Genomic DNA, 16,646 nt, shown 5'->3' with positions numbered 1-16,646 from the left:
ATCAGGCTGCGGCGTCGTCGTTCTCGTTGGCCGAGAAGTTGACGGCACGACCTGGCACGATGGTGGAAATGGCGTGCTTGTAGACCATCTGTGTCACCGTGTTGCGAAGCAGCACGACATACTGGTCGAAAGACTCGATCTGACCCTGCAGCTTGATACCGTTCACCAGATAAATGGAGACCGGCACATGCTCGCGACGCAGGGTGTTCAGAAACGGGTCTTGTAGGAGTTGCCCTTTATTGCTCACGATATTCTCCGTGTTCAAGAGTAGTTGTTGGAGCGATGACCTTAACACAGGGTTTCCGCGCTGCAGCAGCCGACGCCAAAGGCCTTTGAAAAATAACGGGACTCAAAAGCCGGAACTTTCGGCCCTCTCATCGCTCATCAGCAGCCATCGGTCGCCAAGCGCCCTCAGTTGTCCTTGTCGGCAAACGGATTCTGCGAGCTCTTGAACTGGATGCGCAGGGGGGTGCCCACGAGGTCGAACTCCTTGCGGAACCGCCCTTCGAGGAAGCGCTTGTAGGCCTCCGTAACGTGCTCGAGCGAATTGCCGTGGATGATGATCACCGGCGGGTTCATCCCGCCCTGGTGCGCATAGCGCAGCTTCGGCCGGAACATGCCGGCGCGCTTGGGCGCCTGGAACTGCACCGCCTCGAGCAGCAGCCGCGTCAGCACCGGCGTGGACATCTTGCGCGTGGCCGACTTGTGGGCCTGCGCGATGGCCTGCCACACTGGCCCGAGGCCCTGGCGCTTGATGGCCGAGATGAAATGCAGCGAGGCGAACTTGAGGAACGGCAGCCGGGTCTCGATCTGGCGCTGGATCTGCTCGCGCTGGTAGCTGTCGACCGCGTCCCACTTGTTGATGGCGATCACGACCGCCCGCCCGCTCTCGAGGATGTAGCCCGCGATGTGCGCGTCCTGGTCGGTCACACCCTGGGTCGCGTCGAGCAGCAGCAGCACGACATTGGCCGACTCGATGGCCTGCAGCGTCTTCACGACCGAGAACTTCTCGATCGCCTCGAACACCCTGCCCTTGCGGCGCAGCCCGGCGGTATCGATGAGTTCGAAGCGCTGACCGTTGCGCTCGAAGGGCACGCTGATGGCGTCGCGCGTGGTGCCGGGCAGGTCGAAGGCCACGAGCCTTTCTTCGCCGAGCCATGTGTTGATCAGCGTCGACTTGCCCACGTTGGGCCGGCCTGCCACCGCCAGCTTGATCGGTTTGTTGACGTCTTCCTCGTCGGACTCGTCGTCCGGGTCGGCAAGATTCAGCGGCGCCAGCGCGAGTTCGACCAGGTCGCGGATGCCCTGCCCGTGCGCGGCCGAGATGCCGTACACCTCGCCGAAACCGAGTTCGTAGAAATCCACGAGCTTGGTGCCGTCTTGCATGCCCTCGGCCTTGTTCGCCACCAGCAGGCATGGCTTGCCGAGCCGGCGCAGCTCGTTGGCGATCTCGTGGTCCTGCGACGAAAGCCCCTCGCGGGCATCGACGACGAAGATCACCACATCGGCTTCGGCGACCGCCTGCCGCGTCTGCTTGGCCATCTCCTTGAAGATGCCGCTGCCCGCGTCGGGCTCGAAGCCGCCGGTGTCGATGACGATGAACTCGTGCTTGCCCTGGCGACCGTTGCCATAGTGGCGGTCGCGCGTGAGCCCCGCGAAGTCGGCGACGATGGCGTCGCGCGTCTGCGTCAGGCGGTTGAACAGGGTCGATTTGCCGACGTTCGGACGCCCGACCAGGGCCACGACCGGCTTCATGGCCGGCCTTTCGTTGGCGCGGTTTTCATGGTCGGGCCTTGCTGAAGATCATTCGGGGCGATAGCCGAACACGCCGCCGTTGGCGGTCACCACGACCACCGTGTTGTCGGACAGCACAGGCGTCACGGCAATGGCGGAGCCGTCGGGCGTCACACGATTGAGGAGCGCGCCGTCTTCGCGCGACACGAAGTGCAGCGTGCCGGTGCTTTCGCCGATGACGAGCGAACGACCGACGGCCAGCGGCCCGGTCAGCACGCGGTGCTTGAAGCGCGTCGATTGCCAGGCGCGCTCGCCGTCGGCGCGACGCCAGGCCGTGACGCTGCCGTCGGCCTCGGTGCCGTAGACGAAGCCTTCGTCGCCGCTCACGCCCTCGGCGCCCATGGCTGGCTTGCTCCAGAGCAGCTGGCCACGCAGCGTGTCGACGCAGCCGACGTTGGCGTAGTAGGCACGCGCGCAGACGGTGTCGCCGACACGGCTCACGCTGCCGGTCAGGTCAACCAGGCGCTCGACGTCGTTGGTGCCGCGCGGTGCCGAGATCGGTGCTTCCCAGCGCGAGGAGCCATTGGCCGGATTGAGGCCGACCAGGCGGCCACCGATGCCCGAGACCAGCGTGTCGCCCACGGCGATCAGCACGCCCGACTTCCGAAGCACGAGGTTCTCGGCCGTGCGCTGCTGCAGCCACAGGCGGCGGCCGCTCTGGCCGTCCCAGGCGCTGATGGTGCGGTCGGCGGTCTGCACGAAGACGCGGCGGCCGGCGACCAGCGGCGCGGTGAAGGCCTGCGCCGTGAGCCGCTGTTTCCACAGGACCTTGCCGCCCTCGAGCGCCACCAGTTCGTTGTTCTCCGTTACCACGGCGGCCAGAGAACCGTCGCTGCCGACCCCAGCCGCCAGCGGTGCGCCGGCATTGGCGCGCCAGGTCTCGCGACCCGCGCGGGCATCGATGGCGACCACGGTGCCATCGCTGCCCGCGACGGTCACGGTGTCGCCGCTCACGTCGACGGCAAGCGGGAACTTCACCGCCGGGATGCGTACGCTCCAGGCCTGACGCACACCGAACAGCGACGGGTTCGCCGGCAGTTCGGTGGGCTTGGGTTTGCTGGTGCCGGAGCACGCAGCGAGCATGGCGACCAGAACAATGGCCGAACCGACGCGCAGTGCGCGCGACTCCGGCAAGAAACGCTTGAAATTCATGGTGCGATCAGGAAGTTTGGGGGGCGGCGGGCGTGACCGTGATCACGGGCGCAAGGCTCTTAGGGTCCACGCCGGAGGCGTTGAGCTTGAATTCGACGAGTCGCCGGTAGTCCGACGTGGGACCGAGGCCGGTCCAGGCCTTGCGGTATTCGGCCTGTGCCTGCTCGCGCTTTCCCTGGGCCATGTAGATGTCGCCCTTGCGGTCGGCCACGAGCGGCTCGAATTCCTTCGGCACTTCGCCCTCGAGCTGCTTGAGCGCTTCGTCGTACGACTTGCTGCCGAGCAGTTCGGCCGCGAGCCGCAGCTTGGCGACCGCCTTGTAGCCGGGGTCTGCGGCGTTCTGCGCGACCCAGCCGAGCGCGGCGCGCGATTCCTCGGGCTTGCCCTTCTCGTAGAAGGTCTTCGCTGCGAGCAGGCCCGCCTGCGGCGCGTACGCGGTGCGCGCGAAACGCTCCTTCATGTCGCCCAGGACGCGCTGGGTGCGCTCGACATCGCCGGCCTGCGCGCTGCGTTCGAGTTCGTCGTAGAGCGCCGAGGCCTGTGCGGCCTGGCTGCGCTGGTAGTACTGCCAGCCGTTCCAGGCCACGAAGGCACCGGCCACGAGCAGCACGACCCAGGTGATCAGGGTGCCGTAGGTATTCCAGAAATGCTTGAGCTGGTCGAGCTGTTCCTGTTCGTCGAGGTCGAGATGGGTTGCCATGCGCTTCAGGTGTTGGGAGCAGCCGGGGATTGTAGGGTGGCGGCCCAGGCGGCCACGTCGGCGAGGGGCCGCGCCACCTGTTCGCCGTCGCCACCGCGCAGGGATTTGACGGTGACCTCGCCGCGCGAGAGTTCGTCCTCGCCGAAGATCAGCGCATAGCCTGCGCCGCTCGCGTCGGCCTTCTTGAACTGCGTCTTCATGCTGCCGCCGCCCGCATGTTGCAGCACGCTGACGCCGGCGGCGCGCAACTGCTCGATCGCCACCATCGCCTGCGGCAGCACGACGGCCGAGGGCACGACGGCATAGGCCATGGGGGAGGCAGCGGGGACCGGCAGGCGCAGCTCCTGGATCAGCAGCAGCAGCCGCTCGATGCCCAGGCCGAAGCCCACGGCCGGCGCGGGCTTGCCGCCCATCTGACCGATCAGGCCGTCGTAGCGGCCGCCGCCGCAGACGGTGCCCTGCGAGCCGAGCTGGTCGGTGACCCACTCGAAGACCGTCAGGTTGTAGTAGTCCATGCCGCGCACCAGGCGCGGATTAACGCGGTAGGCCAGCCCGGCAGCATCGAGCACGCCGCGCACCGCATCGAAGTGCGCGCGCGATGCCTCGCCGAGAAAATCCATCAGCTGCGGCGCGGCCTCGACCACGGCCTGCATCGCGGGGTTCTTGGTGTCGAGGATGCGCAGCGGATTGCTGTGCAGGCGCCGCTGGGCGTCGGCGTCGAGCAGCTCCGCATGCGCCTCGAAATGGCGGATCAGCGCTTCACGGTGCGCCTGCCGCTCGGCGGGCTGGCCCAGGCTGTTGATCTCCAGGCGCACATGCTCGCCCTCGACCAGCCCGAGTTCGCGCCACAGCGCACGCACCATCAGGATCAGCTCGGCGTCCACGTCGGGGCCGGCAAAGCCCAACGCTTCGACGTCGAGCTGGTGGAACTGGCGATAGCGGCCCTTCTGCGGGCGCTCGTGGCGGAACATCGGCCCCATCGTCCACAGGCGTAGCGGGCCGTTGTAAAGCGCGTTGTGCTCGACCATCGCGCGCACGATGCCGGCAGTGGCTTCGGGGCGCAGCGTGAGCTTGTCGCCGTTCATCGCGTCGGTGAACGAGTACATCTCCTTCTCGACGATGTCGGTGACCTCGCCGAGCCCGCGCACGAACAACGCGGTCGGTTCGACCACCGGCGTCAGCATGTACTGGTAGCCGTAGCGCGCCAGCAGCTGCCGCACGGTCTGCTCGAACCACGACCACAGGGCCGAATCGGGCAGGCGGTCGGTGCGCGGCACGCTCGCCGGCAATATGTCGTTCATGCCTTTGACGGCATTGATCTTTTCAGCCATGGGAGAAAGTGGTCAGGCGACGTCGGCAGCCTGGGGCTGGCCGAAGCGCTTTTCGATGTAGTTTTCGACGAGCTGATGGAACTCGTTGGCGATATTGTCGCCGCGCAGCGTCAGGGCCTTCTCGCCGTCGATGAAGACCGGCGCCGCGGGGGCCTCGCCAGTGCCCGGCAGGCTGATGCCGATGTCGGCATGCTTGCTTTCGCCGGGGCCGTTGACGATGCAGCCCATCACGGCCACCTTCATCGCCTCGACGCCGGGGTATTTCTTGCGCCAGACCGGCATCTGCATGCGCAGGTAGTCGTCGATCTGCTTGGCGAGTTCCTGGAACGTGGTGCTGGTGGTGCGGCCGCAGCCCGGGCAGGCCGTGACGCTCGGCACGAACACGCGCAGGCCGAGCGCCTGCAAGATCTCGGAGGCGATCAACACCTCCTGCGTGCGCGACTCGCCCGGCTGCGGCGTGAGCGAAACGCGGATCGTATCGCCGATGCCCTCCTGCAGCAGGATCGCGAGCGCCGCGGCCGATGCCACGGTGCCTTTGGTAGCCATGCCGGCCTCGGTGAGGCCCAGGTGCAGAGGGTAGTCGCAGCGCCCTGCCAGCTCGCGGTAGACCGAGATCAGATCCTGCACGCCGCTCACCTTGCACGACAGAATGACCTGGTTGCCGGCCATGCCCATCGACTCGGCCAGCTTCGCGGACTCGATGGCCGAGGTGGTCAGCGCCTCGTACATCACCTGCCTGGCTTCCCACGGTTCGGGGCGCCGGCTGTTGGTGTCCATCAGGCTCGCGAGCAGCTCCTGGTCGAGGCTGCCCCAGTTCACGCCGATGCGCACCGGCTTGTTCCAGCGCATTGCGGCATCGATCATCTGGCCGAACTGCCGGTCCTTCTTGTCGCCCTTGCCCACGTTGCCGGGGTTGATGCGGTACTTGCTCAGCGCCTCGGCGCAGGCCGGGTAGTCGGTGAGCAGGCGGTGGCCGTTGTAGTGGAAGTCGCCGACCAGCGGCACGTCGATGCCCATGCGGTCGAGCTGCTCGCGGATGTAGGGCACCTGCGCCGCCGCCTCGGGCGTGTTCACGGTGATGCGGACCATCTCCGAGCCGGCCTGGGCCAGCTCCTTGACCTGGATGGCCGTGCCGATGGCATCGACCGTGTCGGTGTTGGTCATCGACTGCACGCGCACCGGCGCATCGCCGCCCACGGTGACGATGCGCGAGCCCCAGACCACGCTGGCCTGGCGGGAGCGGCGCGGCTTGGGCGCGGCCGCGGCGATGGGTTGCGGGCTGCAGTCGGTCGTCATTGCGCTTTCACCTCGAAACGGGCCACGCCGCCGCCGCGCGCGAACGGCTTCAGGTCGAACGGCTTTCCGCGCACCTGCACGTCGACGGCCGAGGCGCGCCCCACCACCACCGACAGCGGCAACGCACCCGAAAGGCCGACGGTCTCGCCAGCCTGCAGGTTGCGGCGCAGCAAGACCCTGCCGCCGGTTTCGGTGACCGTGACCCAGCATTCCTCGCGCGCGACGAAGACCAGCGGCTGGCCTGCGCCGGCCGCAGCGGAACTCGTCGACGCTGCCGCAGCCACTGCAGCGGTGTTTGCGCCGGGCACCGGCTGCGCGGCCGCTGGCGAAGCCGGGCCTGCTGCTGCAGATGCGGGCAGCGCGGGCGAAACCGCCGCGCTTTCGACCACCACCGACGACCCGCCCGCTGCACCTGCGGTGCCGGCCGACGTGGCGGGGACGTCGGACGCGGTTTCGGCTCCGCCCTCGGTGGTCCAGCGCGAAATGGAAACGCCGATCTGATCGAAGACCGACTGCGGCAGCCAGAACAACAGGGCCGCGCCCACGAGCAGCAGACCCACCACCGTCAGCAAGGCGCGCGACGGAAGCCCGCTGCTGCGGCCACCGTTCCACCGCGGCTTTCGCGAGACGACACTCGCCTTGAGCGTGCGGTCGGCCTCGGCCAGCGCCGCGCGCTGCGCGCCCGGCAGCTTGGCGAGCACCGGCCCGGAATCGATCCGGAGGGCACGGCAGACACTGCTGGCCAACGCACGCGCAAAGACCGGATCCGGCAGCGCGGCGATGTCGTCGGCCTCGAGGGCGATGAGCTTCTGCGGCGGCACCTTGAGCGCCGCAGCCACCATTTCGATATGCAGCCCGTGCGCTTCACGCGCTTCGCGGAGCAAGTCGCCGGCTGTCTTGTGCGTGATGTCGCCTTCCTCGAGCGGCAGTGCCGCGGAAGTGCCGAACTCCGAAACCCGTTCAGTCATTGAAATTCCCGCGCTCGTACGCGATGGCTTCCTTCGATTGCGGGAAGCGGCGTTGCAGCTGGCCTCCCAGTTGGGCCACTGCTTCGCGATTGTTGAGCCGTCGTTCGATCTTGATGCCAAGCCACAGCGTCTCGGCACTCGCCGAGGGGCTGTTGTTGACGCGGCGGATATAGAACTGCGCACGCGACCATTCTTCGCGCTGCGCGAGCAGCGACGCCAGATTGAAACCCACCACCGGATTGCCCGCATCGAGCTCGTAGGCCTGCAGCAGGCTGCGCTCCGCCTCCGCGCGCTGGCCGGCCTGCAGCTGGCAGACGCCTTGCGTCATCAGCGTCTTGGCGCGGTCGGTATAGCCCGGCACGGTGAGCGCGCCGGTGAACTGCTGGCCTGCGTCGCCATAGCGCTTCTGCTGGCACAGCAGCCAGCCGTAGTTGTGCCGCGCGTCGGCGTCGCGCGGATTGATCGCAATGGCGCGGCGAAAGCTGTCTTCGGCCAGGCCGGGGTTCTCGAGCCGCATGTAGACGAGGCCGCGCAGGTTGTAGGCGTCGGCGTTGTTGGGTTCGATGGCCAGCGCCTGCTGGATCTCCTCGAGCGCAACGCTGGTCTGGCCCTGCTGGAAATAGCCCGCAGCCAGCTCCAGGCGCAGGCGCGCACGGCGTTGTCGGTTGGCCTCGTCGGATTCGGCCACCACCTGGTTGCCCGTGCTTGAGCTGTTGTCGGCAAGGCTGGTGGTGGTGGTGCGGGTGCTGACGCAGCCGCCGAGCAGGAACGCCATGGCGACGCCAGCAAAGCCAGCGGCTGCAAGCCGCGGCAGGTTCACGGTCGTCGTCGAAAAGGCCATGCGCATGGGGTCAGTGCTCCTGGGGTGCAGTCTTGCGGGCCGGATGCAGAACGATGGTGCGTTCGCCGGCGCGGCGCTGCGCCATGCGCTCGGCCGCGCGCGTGCGGTCCTTGACGTCTCCCGCCAGCTGTCCGCAGGCAGCGTCGATGTCGTCGCCGCGCGTCTTGCGCACCGTGGTCACGAGCCCCGCCTCGCTCAGCGTTCTGGCGAATGCCAGCACCCGCGCCTGCGGCGAACGCAGGAGGCCCGAGGCCGGAAACGGGTTGAACGGAATCAGATTGAACTTGCACGAGATGCCGTGCGTGCGGACCAGCTCCACCAGTTGGCGCGCATGCTCGGGCAGGTCGTTGACGCCATCGAGCATGCAGTATTCGAAGGTGATGAAGTCGCGCGGTGCGTGCGCCAGATAGCGCTTGCAGGCCTCGATCAGTTCGGTGATCGGGTACTTGCGGTTGAGCGGCACCAGATCGTCGCGCAGCGCATCGTTGGGCGCATGCAGAGACACCGCGAGCGCCACCGGGCAATCGGCACCGAGTCGGTCGATCATCGGCACCACGCCCGAGGTCGAGACCGTGACACGGCGGCGCGACAGGCCGTAGGCGTTGTCGTCAAGCATGGTGCGCAGCGCCGGCACGAGCGCCGCGTAGTTCTGCAGCGGCTCGCCCATGCCCATCATCACCACGTTCGAGATGATGCGTTCGTCGCGCTTCAGGTGCTTGCGCAGGAAGTGTTCGGCAAACCAGAGCTGGGCGACGATCTCGCCCGTTCCGAGGTTGCGGCTGAAGCCCTGGTGCCCCGTGGAGCAGAAGCGGCATCCGACCGCGCAGCCGGCCTGGGACGACACGCACAGCGTGCCGCGGTCGTCCTCGGGAATGAACACGGCTTCGACGGCATTGCCGTCGCCGACGTCGAACAGCCACTTGATCGTGCCGTCCTTGGATTCGTGCTGCGTGAGGACCGGCAGGGCCTCGACGCGCGCGGTGGTGGCGAGCTTCTCGCGCAGCGATTTCGCCAGATCGGTCATCTGGGCGAAGTCGCTCGCGCCACGCTGGTGGATCCAGCGGAACAGCTGCGTGGCGCGAAAGCGCTTCTCGCCGAGCTTTTCGCAGAACGCAGCCAGCCCCTCGAGATCGAATTCGAGCAGGTTGGCCGTGGTCATGAAATCAGCCGGAATGCGGCTTCAGCGTGCGTAGACGTTGAGGCCGGCGAAGAAGAAAGCGATTTCGTTCGCTGCGGTTTCAGGCGCGTCGGAGCCGTGCACGGCGTTGGCGTCGATGCTGTCGGCGAAGTCGGCGCGGATGGTGCCGGCAGCCGCCTTCTTCGGGTCGGTGGCGCCCATCAGGTCGCGGTTCTTGGCAATTGCGTTCTCGCCTTCGAGCGCTTGCACGAAGACGGGGCCCGAGATCATGAATTCGACCAGGTCCTTGAAGAAGGGACGCTCCTTGTGGACCGCGTAGAACTGCTCGGCTTCGTTGCGCGACAGATGCACCAGCTTGGCGGCAACGATCTTGAGGCCGGCAGCTTCGAAGCGGGAGACGATCTTGCCGATGACGTTCTTGGCGACGGCGTCGGGCTTGATGATGGAGAGGGTACGTTCGATAGCCATTGAAGTGCTTCCTGAGCTTTGATTTTGAAGTGATTTGTCACAGCAGCAACAAGGTTGTTGCACCGTTGGTCGACAAAGCCTCTGATTTTAACCGGCGCAGCCCCCGGGGTTGGTGAAAACCCCGCGAAAGGCTGCGCTGGACGGGCGGCTTTCAGCGCCCGCGACGGCGGTTTCCGCCCGGGCCGCCGAAGCCGCCGCCGGACCCGCCACCCGACGAGCCCCCGCCGCGGCGTCCGGGACCCTGGCGCTGCTCCTTGCGCTGGCGCGAGAAGCTGTCGGCACCGATGTAGCCGAGCGATGTCTTCATCGGATCGGGCTGGCTGGCACCGCCGGGTGCGCGGTCTTCACCCTGGCGGCCGCCGCGGTCGTTGCCACGGCGCCCCTGCGGCACCGGGCCGGCATTGCCGCCGCCTCCGCCGCCACCCCGGTTGCCGCGTCCGCCGCGCGGGCCGCGGCCGTCGCCGAGCGGATTCGGGATTGGGTCGCGGCCTTCTTCGCGCGGCGCCTGGCCGCCGGCATTGCGATTGCCGCGGCGCTTCTTGTTGCGTCCGTTGCGACCGCCGCCGCCCGGGCCTTCCGCACCGCGCTGCTGCTGCTGCGGACGCGGCGCACCGCCGCCCGAGGCCTGGAACAGCGCGTTGATGTCGCGCTCGTCGAGCTCCATCCAGGCGCCGCGCTTCAGCCCGCGCGGCAGCACCATGGCGCCGTAGCGGATGCGGATCAGGCGGCTCACCGCATGGCCGACCGATTCGAACAGGCGCCGCACCTCGCGGTTGCGGCCTTCGGAGATGGTGACGCGGTACCAGCAGTTGGAACCCTCGCCGCCGCCTTCCTCGATGGCGCCGAACTGCGCCATGCCGTCGTCGAGGCGCACGCCTTCGAGCAGGCGCTTCTTCTCGTCGGCGCTGAGCGCGCCGAGCACGCGCACCGCGTATTCGCGCTCGAGCCCGAAGCGCGGGTGCATCAGCTGGTTGGCAAGGTCGCCCGAGCTGCTGAACAGCAGCAGGCCTTCGGTGTTCAGGTCGAGTCGCCCGACAGATTGCCACTTGCCCTGCTGCAGGCGCGGCAGCTTGCGAAACACCGTCGGGCGGTTCTGCGGGTCGTCGTGCGTGACGACCTCGCCCACGGGCTTGTGGTAGGCGATGACGCGCGGCGGCGGCGGCGCGATCCGGTAGCGGATCGGCTTGCCGTTGATCTTGACCTGGTCGCCGTACTGAATGCGCTGGCCGATGTGGGCCGGCTCGTTGTTGACCGAGATGCGGCCTTGCAGGATCAGCTGCTCCATCTCGAGGCGCGAACCCAGGCCCGCCTGCGCGAGCACCTTGTGCAGCTTGGGCGAATCAGCCTCGGGCAGCAGCACGCGCTTGAGCGGCGGCACTTCGGGGCTTTCCTCGTCGGCATCGAACTGCCCCGAGATGACGTCCGCGAAGCGGATCGGCTCGGGCGGCAGCGCATTGCGCTGCTCGCGCTCGGCCGCGCGGCGCGCGCGGTCGAGGTCGTCCTCTTCCTCGTCGGGCTCTTCGTCCTCGTCGTCTTCGTCCTCATCATCCCGGTCGTCGTCGCGCGCGCGGACCTCCTGCTGCACCGCCGGCGGCGCAGCGGGCGGCTCGGCGATCGCAGGTGCAGGTGCAGGTGCAGGTGCAGGTGCAGGTGCAGGTGCAGGTGCAGGTGCAGGTGCAGGTGCAGGTGCAGCAGCCTCGGCATCGGGTGCCGGCTGCGCCACGGGCTCGGCCGCCTTCGCCTCGTCGGCGGCGGGTGCCGCATCACCCTCTGCGGCCGGCGCGGCGACCTTCTTGCGGCGGGGCGCGCGCTTCTTCTTCGGCGCCTCGCTCTCGCTCGCTGCAGCCGGGGCGGCTGCATCGGTCGTCTCGGGCGGGACCGGCACGAAGGCCGCGTCGTCGGTGTCGGAAGGGCTCATGAGGTTTTTCCGGGGGGAACAGCGTGGGGTTCGGTCTCGTCGGACGACGTGACTTCGGATGGGAGGGGGTCGGACGGCGGCGCGTCGCCGATCGCGGGTGCGGCGTCAGGTGCGGCGTCGGGTGCTTCAGCGGCCCCGGGTGCGTTGGCGTCGAAGCCAGGCTCGGCCATGGCGGAGGCGTCGACATCGCCGTCGCCATCGACCGGACCGTCCATCGGCAGCGCCGGCTGATGCCCCGAGGCCTGGTCGAGCGCATCGACCAGCGCCGCCTGCTGCGCCGGCGTCTCGATCAGGGGCAACTGGTCGAGCGATGCGAGGCCGAGGTCGTCGAGGAACTGGCGCGTGGTCGCGTAGAGCGCGGGCCGGCCGACCGTTTCGCGATGGCCGATCACCTCGACCCAGCCGCGGTCCTCGAGCTGCTTGAGGATGAGGGAATTGATGGTGACGCCGCGGATGTCTTCCATGTCGCCGCGCGTGACCGGCTGGCGGTAGGCAATGATGGCGAGCGTCTCGAGCGCGGCGCGCGTGTAGCGCGGCGGCTTCTCGGGGTGCAGGCGGTCGAGATGGTCGCGCATCTCGGGGCGGCTCTGGAAGCGCCAGCCGCTGCCCACGCTCACCAGTTCCAGGCCGCGCTGCGCCCAATCTTCCTGCAGCTCGATCAGCAACCCCTTGATGGTGTCCGCGCCGAGCTCGTCGTCGAACAGCACGCGCAGGTCGCGCACCGGCAACGGCTGGCTCGAACAGATCAAGGCGGTTTCGAGAATGCGCTTGGCATCCGCCGTATTCATGTTTTTTGCGTTATCCGGGAAAAGGCGTCGGGCGACGCTGGCTCACAAGGATGGAAGAAGGCGCTGCCGGCACGCGGCGAGTGCAACGCAAGGCCGGCAACGGATGGCCGGCGCGGCCCTTGGGCCGTCAGGCGCGATTGTAATCCAGCCCCCAGGCCTGCAGTGCATGCACCAGGTCCGGGGGCGGCGCGGCCCGGAACTCGAGCGGCGCCTGGGTCATGGGGTGCACGAAAGCAAGCCGGAACGCATGCAGCGCCTGCCGCGTCAGCCCCGCGGCGGGTGCGCCGCCATAAAGGGCGTCGGCCACCAGCGGATGGCCGATCGAGGCCATGTGCACGCGGATCTGGTGGGTGCGCCCGGTCTCGAGCGTGCAGCGCACGGCGCAGCCCTGCGCATTGCTGTCGAGGCGTTCGATGAAGGTGCGCGCGGTCTTGCCTGCATGGCGCTCGAGGTCGACCACCGCCATGCGCAGGCGGTTGCGCGGATCGCGGCCGATCGGCGCGTCGACCTGGCGCGAGGCCGTACCGGCCCATGGCTTGTGGGCGAGCGCGAGGTACTGCCGCTTGACCTCGCGCGCGGCGATCAGCGCCACCAGCGCGTCCATGGCGGCCCGCGTGCGTGCCACCACCATCAGGCCACTGGTGTCGCGATCGAGCCGGTGCACGATGCCTGCGCGCGGCAGCAGCGACGCCCGTGCATCGAGCGCCAGCAGTCCGTTCAGCAGCGTGCCGCTCCAGTGGCCCGGGGCCGGATGCACGACCAGGCCGGCCGGCTTGTCGATGATGCGCAGGTGCTCGTCCTCGTGCAGGGTGACGATCTCCATCGCCTCCGGACGAAAGGCCTGGCTCTGAGGCGTCGGGCGCAGCTCGATGCGGCCCACCTGCCCGGCGCGCACGGTGGCCGAGGCCTTCTGCAGCACGCGGCCCTGCAGTTCGACCGTGCCGGCCTCGATCAGCTGTTGCAAATAGTTGCGCGAAAATTCAGGCACCAGCGCAGCCAGCGCGCGGTCCAGCCGGAGCCCATGCTCCGCGGGCCCGACCGTGAACGGCCGCAGTTCGCTGGCTTCGACCGGGTCGGCGCCCTCCTCCACCTCGGCAGCGTCGAGGGGAAGGTCCAGGGGGTCGGTCGATATAATTCGGGGCAACTGTTTCACGAAAGCCGTCTGTGATGTATCGCGCCAAATTATCGGTCCCCGCATGGATCGCCCTCAGCGCGGCCGCTCTGCTGGCCACCGGCTGCTCTTCCACCAAGGAAGACAAGACCGCCAGCTGGAGCCCCAACCGCATCTACTCGGAGGCCAAGGACGAAGCCAACTCGGGCGCCTACGACAAGGCCGTGCCGCTCTACGAGAAGCTCGAGGGCCGCGCCGCCGGCACGCCACTCGCGCAGCAGGCCCAGCTCGAGAAGGCTTACGCGCAGTACAAGGCCGGCGAAAAGGCCAGCGCGATCGCCACCATCGACCGCTTCATGAAGCTGCACCCGGCGAGCCCGGCGCTCGACTACGCGCTGTACCTCAAGGGCGTGATCAACTTCAACGACGACCTCGGCCTGTTCTCGTTCCTGACGCGCCAGGACCTTTCCGAACGCGACCAGAAGGCCGCCAAGGAGTCGTTCGAATCGTTCAGGGAACTGACCACGCGCTTTCCCGAGTCGCGCTACGCGCCCGACGCGCGCCAGCGCATGAACTACATCGTCAACTCGCTGGCCCAGTACGAAGTGCACGTGGCGCGCTACTACTACTCGCGCGGCGCCTACCTCGCCGCCATCAACCGCGCGCAGCTCGCATTGGCCGACTACCGCGAAGTGCCGGCGCTCGAAGAGGCCCTGTACATCATCGTGCGCTCGTACGACGCACTCGGCATGAAGGACCTGCGCGACGACGCGCAGCGCGTGCTGACCACCAACTATCCGCAGAGCCAATACCTGGCGAACGGATTCAAGGGCAACGACGATCCCTGGTGGAAGGTCTGGTAAGCAGGTAAGACAAAGAGAAAGGCCCCGCGGGGCCTTTCTCTTTGGCTACTGCCAGCGACGGCTCTCAGGCCGAGAGCGCGCTCTTCAGCTCGCCGATGGCGGCGTCGAAATCGGCTTCGCTCTCGAGCCGCCGCATCGGCGGCAGCGCCGCCACGAGGCGCCGGCCGTAGCCCATGGCCACGAGTCGGGTGTCGCAGATCGCAAGCACGCCGCAGTCGGTCTCACGACGGATCAGGCGCCCGGCCCCCTGCTTCAGCGCCACGGCGGCCTCGGGCAGCGAGTAGTCGTTGAATGCGCTGCGCCCCTGGGCCTCGAGGCGCTGCGACCGCGCCTCGACGAGCGGATCGTTGGGCGGCGGGAACGGCAGCTTGTCGATCACCACCAGCTGCAGCGCGTCGCCCGGCGCGTCAAAGCCTTCCCAGAACGAGGCCGAGGCCACGAGCACGCAGCCCGCGCGCCCCGCATCCGCGCCTTCGCGAAAGCGGTCCATCAGCACGCGCTTGGGCAGTTCGCCTTGCACCAGTACCTCGGGCCGCAGATGCGGCTCGATCTGTTCGAACTGCTTCTTCATCTCATCGCCGATCGTGCGCAGGGCACGCAGCGTGGTTGTCAGCACCAGCGTGCGCCCATTGAGCTCGGCTGCGCCCCGCGCGGCGAGCTGGGCCACACGCAGGCTGTGGGAGGCGTCGTTGGGCTTGGGAAAAGTGCGGGGCACGTAGAGGCCCGCCTGCGCGGCGTAGTCGAACGGACTGCGCACCCGGAGCACCTCTGCGTCGCCGAGCCCGCAGGGCTCTGTGAACCAGCGCAAGGTCGGTTCGTCGCCGAGCGTGGCCGACGTGAAGACCCAGGCGCGGCGGCTCTCGCGCGGCGCCGCACGGCCATTGCCCTCGTCGCCCTCATCCGCCTCGTCGCCGGCTTCGCCCTGCGCGATCTTGAGCACGCGCGTGCGCATGGCCTCGGCGATGTCGAGCGGCGATTCGACGAGCCGCAACTGCGTGCCCACGTCGACCCAACGCACCGAATCGACCGCGCAGGGTTGCGCGAATCGCGCGGCGCGCTTCGCCAGCTGTTGCGCCCGCTCGTGCAGCCGCACGAAGTCGGGCGAGATCTCGCTGACCATGTCGAGCCCTTCGGCGGCCATCTCGAAGGCATGTTGCAGCGCATCGAGCGCCTCCTGCCAGGTCTGCGCGTCGAGGCCTTCTGGCGAACGCCCGACCCAGCGCAGCTTGGCGCCGGGCCACTGCTTGCCGACGGCGAGGCGCAGCTCGCGGGCCGCCCGGTCGACCGCGGCCACGAGCTGCTGCCAGTCGACCAGCCCGCGCGCATGCTGCAGGCCGGCACCAAGCATGTCGCGCGCGAAATCGAGCGCCTGGCCGCTGCCGAGCTGCGCGCCGAGGAACTGCACGCCGGTCTCGTTGAGCTGGTGCGCCTCGTCGAACACGACGACGCTCACCGAGGGCAGCAGCTCGGCCATGCCGGTCTCGCGCACTGCCAGGTCGGCAAAGAACAGGTGATGGTTGATGACCACCACGTCGGCCGCGAGCGCCTCGCGTCGCGCAAGGTTCACATGGCAGGGCTTGAACTGCGGGCATTGCGCGCCAAGGCAGTTCTCGCGCGTGGAGGTGATCAGCGGAATGAGCGGCGAGCGCTCGTCGAGCCCGGGCAGCTCGGCGAGGTCGCCGGTGCGCGTGGCCTTGGACCATTGCTCGATCTTGGCCAGCGTGCGCAGGCTGCCGCGCTCGGGCAGCGATGCGTCGTGGCGCGCCATGTCGAGCCGGTGCAGGCAGAGATAGCTCCCACGCCCCTTGAGCAGCGCGGTACGCACCGGCAGCGCGAGCGCCTCCACCAGTCGCGGCAGGTCACGGCCAAAAAGCTGGTCCTGCAGCGTCTTGGTGGCCGTGGAAAGCAGCACGCGCTCGCCGCTCAGCAGTGCCGGCACCAGGTACGAAAAGGTCTTGCCGACACCGGTGCCAGCCTCGACGACGAGCATGCCGCCGTCCTCGATGGTGCGGGCGACGGCCAGCGCCATCTCGGTCTGGCCTGAGCGCTCGCGGAACTGCTCGGCGGCGCGGGACAGCACACCGCCCAGCGCGAAGGCGTCGCGCACCTTGTCCTCGAGTGTTTCGCTCTCGCAGGCGACGCGCGGTTCGATCAATTGGGGGGAGAGGGAATGGAGATTGGAGTCCAACGTTGGCGCTGCATGCGTATTCCGCGCGCAGCTCGTGTTCATTCGATAATACGTCCTGCAACCACCCCCCAAGAAGACGGACTGCGCGCC

At 68.3% G+C, this 16,646-nt stretch carries 15 protein-coding genes; 1 reads left to right on the top strand and 14 read right to left on the bottom strand.

Features of this window, described 5'->3' with window-relative positions:
• Window position 1: 1 nt before the first annotated feature.
• The 13 genes from hfq to AC3A6J_RS05000 form a co-directional block, all read right to left on the bottom strand.
• On the bottom strand, window positions 2–247 hold the full coding sequence (gene hfq / locus AC3A6J_RS05060) for an RNA chaperone Hfq (RefSeq protein ID WP_056582504.1): 246 nt from the start codon (window positions 245–247) through the stop codon (window positions 2–4).
• 164 nt (window positions 248–411) lie between these two features.
• Window positions 412–1,755 (bottom strand): ribosome biogenesis GTPase Der, encoded by a 1,344-nt coding sequence (gene der, locus AC3A6J_RS05055; protein WP_487858821.1) that lies wholly within the window; start codon window positions 1,753–1,755, stop codon window positions 412–414.
• A gap of 48 nt (window positions 1,756–1,803) precedes the next feature.
• Complete coding sequence (gene bamB, locus AC3A6J_RS05050; protein ID WP_487858820.1) at window positions 1,804–2,946, bottom strand: outer membrane protein assembly factor BamB; 1,143 nt, start codon at window positions 2,944–2,946, stop codon at window positions 1,804–1,806.
• Between the two features lie 7 nt (window positions 2,947–2,953).
• On the bottom strand, window positions 2,954–3,646 hold the full coding sequence (locus AC3A6J_RS05045) for a YfgM family protein (protein WP_487858819.1): 693 nt from the start codon (window positions 3,644–3,646) through the stop codon (window positions 2,954–2,956).
• Between the two features lie 5 nt (window positions 3,647–3,651).
• Window positions 3,652–4,977 (bottom strand): histidine--tRNA ligase, encoded by a 1,326-nt coding sequence (hisS, locus tag AC3A6J_RS05040; RefSeq protein WP_487858818.1) that lies wholly within the window; start codon window positions 4,975–4,977, stop codon window positions 3,652–3,654.
• Window positions 4,978–4,989: 12 nt separating this feature from the next.
• Window positions 4,990–6,273, bottom strand: a complete 1,284-nt coding sequence (gene ispG / locus AC3A6J_RS05035) for a flavodoxin-dependent (E)-4-hydroxy-3-methylbut-2-enyl-diphosphate synthase (RefSeq protein ID WP_487858817.1) — start codon at window positions 6,271–6,273, stop codon at window positions 4,990–4,992.
• Window positions 6,270–7,241, bottom strand: a complete 972-nt coding sequence (locus tag AC3A6J_RS05030; protein WP_487858816.1) for a helix-turn-helix domain-containing protein — start codon at window positions 7,239–7,241, stop codon at window positions 6,270–6,272. The genes ispG and AC3A6J_RS05030 overlap by 4 nt, the downstream gene beginning before the upstream one ends.
• The gene (gene pilW, locus AC3A6J_RS05025) at window positions 7,234–8,088 is read right to left on the bottom strand and encodes a type IV pilus biogenesis/stability protein PilW (protein ID WP_487858815.1); all 855 of its coding nucleotides are present in this window, start codon (window positions 8,086–8,088) and stop codon (window positions 7,234–7,236) included. The genes AC3A6J_RS05030 and pilW overlap by 8 nt, the downstream gene beginning before the upstream one ends.
• A 4-nt stretch (window positions 8,089–8,092) precedes the next feature.
• Entirely contained in the window at window positions 8,093–9,241 is a 1,149-nt protein-coding gene (gene rlmN, locus AC3A6J_RS05020) for a dual-specificity RNA methyltransferase RlmN (RefSeq protein ID WP_487858814.1), read from the bottom strand.
• A 21-nt stretch (window positions 9,242–9,262) separates the two neighbouring features.
• The gene (ndk, locus tag AC3A6J_RS05015; RefSeq protein WP_487858813.1) at window positions 9,263–9,688 is read right to left on the bottom strand and encodes a nucleoside-diphosphate kinase; all 426 of its coding nucleotides are present in this window, start codon (window positions 9,686–9,688) and stop codon (window positions 9,263–9,265) included.
• A 151-nt stretch (window positions 9,689–9,839) separates the two neighbouring features.
• Entirely contained in the window at window positions 9,840–11,606 is a 1,767-nt protein-coding gene (locus AC3A6J_RS05010; protein WP_487858812.1) for a pseudouridine synthase, read from the bottom strand.
• Window positions 11,603–12,394, bottom strand: a complete 792-nt coding sequence (gene scpB / locus AC3A6J_RS05005) for an SMC-Scp complex subunit ScpB (RefSeq protein WP_487858811.1) — start codon at window positions 12,392–12,394, stop codon at window positions 11,603–11,605. The genes AC3A6J_RS05010 and scpB overlap by 4 nt, the downstream gene beginning before the upstream one ends.
• 127 nt (window positions 12,395–12,521) lie before the next feature.
• The gene (locus AC3A6J_RS05000; protein WP_487859340.1) at window positions 12,522–13,577 is read right to left on the bottom strand and encodes an RluA family pseudouridine synthase; all 1,056 of its coding nucleotides are present in this window, start codon (window positions 13,575–13,577) and stop codon (window positions 12,522–12,524) included.
• Between AC3A6J_RS05000 and AC3A6J_RS04995 the strand changes: the two genes are divergently transcribed.
• Window positions 13,562–14,368 carry an outer membrane protein assembly factor BamD gene (locus AC3A6J_RS04995; protein WP_487858810.1) on the top strand — a complete coding sequence of 269 codons (807 nt, stop codon included), beginning with the start codon at window positions 13,562–13,564 and terminating at the stop codon, window positions 14,366–14,368. The two genes, AC3A6J_RS05000 and AC3A6J_RS04995, sit on opposite strands and share 16 nt — an antisense overlap.
• Before the next feature lie 64 nt (window positions 14,369–14,432).
• Here the strand turns inward: AC3A6J_RS04995 and yoaA are convergent, their stop codons facing one another.
• Window positions 14,433–16,598: a DNA repair helicase YoaA gene (yoaA, locus tag AC3A6J_RS04990; RefSeq protein WP_487858809.1), complete on the bottom strand. Its 2,166-nt coding sequence runs from the start codon at window positions 16,596–16,598 to the stop codon at window positions 14,433–14,435.
• Window positions 16,599–16,646: the final 48 nt, after the last annotated feature.

The organism is Variovorax sp. Soil_C_39, from assembly GCF_057656815.1.
This window is presented reverse-complemented; position numbering and strand designations above follow the sequence as displayed.

Bases quoted from the DNA above. Each gene is read 5' to 3' on its own strand.
- AC3A6J_RS05045 (WP_487858819.1), bottom strand. From the start codon at position 3,646: ATGGCAACCCATCTCGACCTCGACGAACAGGAACAGCTCGACCAGCTC.
- pilW (WP_487858815.1), bottom strand. From the start codon at position 8,088: ATGCGCATGGCCTTTTCGACGACGACCGTGAACCTGCCGCGGCTTGCA.
- AC3A6J_RS04995 (WP_487858810.1), top strand. From the start codon at position 13,562: ATGTATCGCGCCAAATTATCGGTCCCCGCATGGATCGCCCTCAGCGCG.
- AC3A6J_RS05010 (WP_487858812.1), bottom strand. From the start codon at position 11,606: ATGAGCCCTTCCGACACCGACGACGCGGCCTTCGTGCCGGTCCCGCCC.
- hisS (WP_487858818.1), bottom strand. From the start codon at position 4,977: ATGGCTGAAAAGATCAATGCCGTCAAAGGCATGAACGACATATTGCCG.
- yoaA (WP_487858809.1), bottom strand. From the start codon at position 16,598: ATGAACACGAGCTGCGCGCGGAATACGCATGCAGCGCCAACGTTGGAC.
- scpB (WP_487858811.1), bottom strand. From the start codon at position 12,394: ATGAATACGGCGGATGCCAAGCGCATTCTCGAAACCGCCTTGATCTGT.
- rlmN (WP_487858814.1), bottom strand. From the start codon at position 9,241: ATGACCACGGCCAACCTGCTCGAATTCGATCTCGAGGGGCTGGCTGCG.
- der (WP_487858821.1), bottom strand. From the start codon at position 1,755: ATGAAGCCGGTCGTGGCCCTGGTCGGGCGTCCGAACGTCGGCAAATCG.
- AC3A6J_RS05030 (WP_487858816.1), bottom strand. From the start codon at position 7,241: ATGACTGAACGGGTTTCGGAGTTCGGCACTTCCGCGGCACTGCCGCTC.
- bamB (WP_487858820.1), bottom strand. From the start codon at position 2,946: ATGAATTTCAAGCGTTTCTTGCCGGAGTCGCGCGCACTGCGCGTCGGT.
- ispG (WP_487858817.1), bottom strand. From the start codon at position 6,273: ATGACGACCGACTGCAGCCCGCAACCCATCGCCGCGGCCGCGCCCAAG.
- ndk (WP_487858813.1), bottom strand. From the start codon at position 9,688: ATGGCTATCGAACGTACCCTCTCCATCATCAAGCCCGACGCCGTCGCC.